Origin of the sequence: Streptomyces sp. NPDC052042 (assembly GCF_044548345.1) — a bacterium.
GTDB lineage: Bacteria > Actinomycetota > Actinomycetes > Streptomycetales > Streptomycetaceae > Streptomyces.
This window is the reverse complement of sequence record NZ_JBIUBU010000071.1, coordinates 1-3,962: the sequence shown is the minus strand read 5'-3', so window position 1 is coordinate 3,962 and position 3,962 is coordinate 1. Positions and strand designations below refer to the sequence as shown.

The 3,962-nt window shown below is 73.9% G+C and carries 3 protein-coding genes; 1 reads left to right on the top strand and 2 read right to left on the bottom strand.

Annotated features, from left to right (window positions below; genetic code table 11):
- Window positions 1-153: 153 nt before the first annotated feature.
- Window positions 154-1,164, bottom strand: a complete 1,011-nt coding sequence (locus ACIHCL_RS36830; RefSeq protein ID WP_399868913.1) for an ROK family protein — start codon at window positions 1,162-1,164, stop codon at window positions 154-156.
- A gap of 190 nt (window positions 1,165-1,354) precedes the next feature.
- On the opposite strand from ACIHCL_RS36830, the gene ACIHCL_RS36825 reads away from it, so the two are divergent.
- Window positions 1,355-2,383: a LacI family DNA-binding transcriptional regulator gene (locus ACIHCL_RS36825; RefSeq protein ID WP_399868912.1), complete on the top strand. Its 1,029-nt coding sequence runs from the start codon at window positions 1,355-1,357 to the stop codon at window positions 2,381-2,383.
- Between the two features lie 25 nt (window positions 2,384-2,408).
- Here the strand turns inward: ACIHCL_RS36825 and ACIHCL_RS36820 are convergent, their stop codons facing one another.
- Window positions 2,409-3,707: a DUF6986 family protein gene (locus tag ACIHCL_RS36820; protein WP_399868911.1), complete on the bottom strand. Its 1,299-nt coding sequence runs from the start codon at window positions 3,705-3,707 to the stop codon at window positions 2,409-2,411.
- Window positions 3,708-3,962 lie beyond the last annotated feature (255 nt).

Below are 3,962 nucleotides of genomic sequence, written 5' to 3'. Positions count from 1 at the left end.
GTTTTGTTGAGCCGCCCACCCCCGCTTATCCACCACTCCGGCCACGGTGGTCCGCCCCCGGCCGTTGTCGGGGGGGGGGGGGGGGGGGGGGGGGGGGGGGGGGGGGGGGGGGGCCGCCCCGCCCCCCCCCCACCCCCACCTCGCGCGTCCCTCTCACGCGCCTCGGTCACCGCGGCCGTTGCCCGGCTTCGGTCGCGACGCGGCGCGGCGGTCGTACGGCGGCCCGGACACGGCCCCACGGCGCCGCGCCGCCACGGCAGCCGCGCCGACCAGTCCCGCGTCGGCGCCCATCACCGCGGGCACCACCGCGACCCGGCGCGCGAACGAGAGCGTCGCGTACCGCTGCAGGGCGCGGCGCAGGGGAACGAAGAGAACGTCGCCGGCCCCGGCCACTCCCCCGCCGACCACCGCGATGTCGATCTCGACGAGCACCGCGGTGGCGGCGATCCCCGCCGCCAGCGCCTGCGCGGCCCGCGCGAACGAGGCGAGGGCGACCCGGTCCCCGGCACGTGCGGCGCCGGCCACCGCGGCGGCCGAGACATCGCCGTCCGGTCCGGGCCGCCAGCCGGCCTCCCACGCCCGGCGGGCGATGTTCGGTCCGCCGGCGATGCTCTCGACGCAGCCCCGGGAGCCGCAGGGGCACGGATCGCCGTCCAGTTCCACGATGACATGACCGATGTGCCCGGCGTTGCCCGTGGGGCCCGAGTGCAGCTCTCCGCCGAGGACCAGCCCCCCGCCGACACCGGTCGACACCACCATGCACAGGGCGTTGTCGCGGCCGCGTGCCGCGCCCAGCCAGTGTTCCGCCGCCGTCATCGCGACCCCGTCGCCGACCAGTTCGACCGGCAGTCCGCCGACGGTCTCGCCGACGCGTTCCACCAGCGGGAAGTCGCGCCAGCCGGGGATGTTGACGGGGCTCACCGTACCGGCCCAGGCGTCCACCGGACCCGCGCTGCCGATACCGATGGCCGTCGCCCGTGTCCACATCGGCGCGCCGGACAGCTCGGCCAGGACCTCCGCGACCGCCGCCATGACCGCCTCGGCGCCCTCCCGTGCGGGCGTCGGCCGCTGAACCCGAGCGAGGAGCGCGCCGCCGCCGTCCACCAGCGCGGCGGCGATCTTGGTGCCGCCGATGTCCAGCGCGGCGACGAGGTCGGATTGCATCGTGCGGCTCCATGTGCTCGGAAGGAGAGTCGGGACGCGGGGGGTCCGGCGAACGGCCGGCCCAGTCGCCCTTTGGGTGACAACGTTATCCAGGCTCTATGCTCGTCGGCACAGTTCCCGGTCCGCCCCGCAGCATCGCTCATCGCGTCCCCGGCCGGACCGCCCGTACCCGACGACAGGACAGCGCGCCGTGCCCGAGACCGCCCGTCACCCCGAGTCCCGTTACGGCAAGCGGCCGACCATGAAGGACGTGGCCGCGCGGGCCGGGGTCGGCCTCAAGACGGTCTCTCGCGTGGTCAACGGCGAGCCGGGGGTGACACCGGACACCGAGCGCCGGGTCCAGGACGCCATCGAGGCGCTCGGCTTCCGCCGCAACGACAGCGCGCGCGTGCTGCGCAAGGGGCGCACCGCCTCCATCGGCCTGGTCCTGGAGGATCTCGCCGACCCGTTCTACGGACCGCTGAGCCGCGCGGTCGAGGAGGTCGCGCGGACGCACGGCGCGCTGCTGATCAACGGGTCGAGCGCCGAGGACCCGGAGCGCGAGCAGGAGCTGGTGCTCGCGCTGTGCGCGCGCCGGGTGGACGGTCTGATCGTGATCCCGGCCGGCGACGACCACCGCTATCTGGAACCGGAGATGAGGGCGGGCATCGCCACCGTCTTCGTGGACCGGCCGGCCGGCCACATCGACGCCGACACGGTCCTGTCCGACAACTTCGGCGGGGCTCGCGAGGGCGTCGCACACCTCATCGAGCACGGCCACCGCCGGATCGGTTTCATCGGCGACCAGCCGCGCATCCACACCGCCACCGAACGACTGCGCGGCTACCACGCGGCCATGGCGGAGGCCGGGACGGCGGTCGCCGATTCCTGGGTGTCCCTCGGCCCGACCGATCCGGGGCGGGTCCGGGACGCCGTGGAGCGGATGCTGTCCGGCCCCGAGCCCGTCACGGCGCTGTTCGCGGGCAACAACCGTGTGACGGTGACGGCGGTGCGCGTCCTCGCGGAGCAGGAGCGCCGCGTCGCCCTGGTCGGCTTCGACGACATCGAACTGGCCGATCTGCTCGGCATCACCGTCATCTCGCAGGATGCCGCGGCCGTCGGCCGCACCGCCGCCGAGCGCCTCTTCCGGCGCCTCGACGGCGCGGACCATCCTCCGGCGCGCGTGGAGTTGCCCACCGGGCTCATCCCGCGCGGCTCGGGTGAACTGCCGCCCTCCTGAACCAGTCAGGCGTCGCGGCGTCCGTCTACGGCGCGATCGCCGTGAGTCCGGCCCGGCGCGGTGAGGCGAACCCGTCCAGGTCCGCGCGCGTCAGCCCGGTCAGTCGGGCGACCTCGGCGATGTCCAGGGCGCCGCAGTCGATGCCGCGCAGAAGGTATCCGCTCAGTGCCTTGGCGGTGGCGGGTTCGTCCATGACGTCGCCGTCCGCCCTGGCCGCGTAGGCGGCGAGCCGTGCGGCGGCCTGCTCCAGGCCCTCGCGGTAGAAGGTGTACACGGCCGCGTACCGGGTCGGCAGATGCCCCGGGTGCATGTCCCAGCCCTGGTAGTAGGCGCGGGTCAGGGCGCGGCGGGTGAGGCCGTGGTGGAGCCGCCAGGCTTCGTGGACGCGGTCGGTGGGGCCGACGGGGAGGACGTTGGTGGAGCCGTCGCAGACGCGTACCCCGGTACCGGCGGCGGCGACCTGCATGACGGCCTTGGCATGGTCGGCCGCCGGGTGGTCGCTCGCCTGGTACGCGGCGCTGACGCCGACGCAGGCGCTGTAGTCGAAGGTGCCGTAGTGCAGTCCCGTGGCCCGGCCCCGCGCGGCGTCGATCATGCGGGCGACGGCGGCGGTTCCGTCGGCGGCGAGGATGGACTGGCTGGTCTCGATCTGGATCTCGAAGCCGAGCCGCCCGGACGGCAGTCCGTGTGCCTGCTCGAACGCTTCGAGGAGGCGCGCGAAGGCGGTGACCTGCTCGGGGTAGGTCACCTTGGGCAGGGTGAGGACCAGCCCGTCGGGAACGCCGCCCGCACGCATCAGGCCGGTGAGGAAGACGTCCGTGGTGCGGATGCCCCGGTCGCGTACGGCGGCCTCCATGCACTTCATGCGAATGCCCGTGTACGGGGCGGCCGTTCCGTTCGCGTACGCCTCCGCGACCAGACGCGCGGCGCGGGCGGCGGCCTCGTCCTCCTCCGCATCGGGGCGGAGACCGTAGCCGTCCTCGAAGTCGATGCGCAGATCCTCGACGGGTTCGCGCTCCAGCTTGGCGCGCACGCGGTCGTACACCGGTGCGGCGAGTTCGTCCGGGATGCCGAGGACGTCGGCGAACGACGCCGCGTCGGGCGCGTGTTCGTCCAGGGCCCGCAGCGCCTGGTCGCCCCAGGAGCGGATGGTGCCGGAAGTGAACATGTCGCCCGGGACGTAGACCGTGTGGACCGGCTGGCGGGTCCCCGGGTCGCCGGGGTAGCGGCGGGCGAGTTCGGCGTCGACGGCGGCGAGGGAGGCGCCGATCTCCTCACCGACCGCACCGGCCAGGCTGGTCGCCACCTGCTTCTGCTGACCCATTGCACACCCTCCACCATCAGACGGCTTCCGCTTCACGGAATCAACATTCCGAATGGTGAAGCTATAGGTCCGCCGATTCCACGTCAATGGTGATCGGAAAAGGGTCCGGGGCCGTGTGACGGGGGTGTGTCACACGGCCCCGGATTGGGGCTGGGGGGGTGGGGTGGGGGTGTCAGCCCTTGCGTGTCTTGATCTCGTCGGTGAGCTGGGGCAGGACCTGGAAGAGGTCGCCGACGACGCCGTAGTCGACGAGGT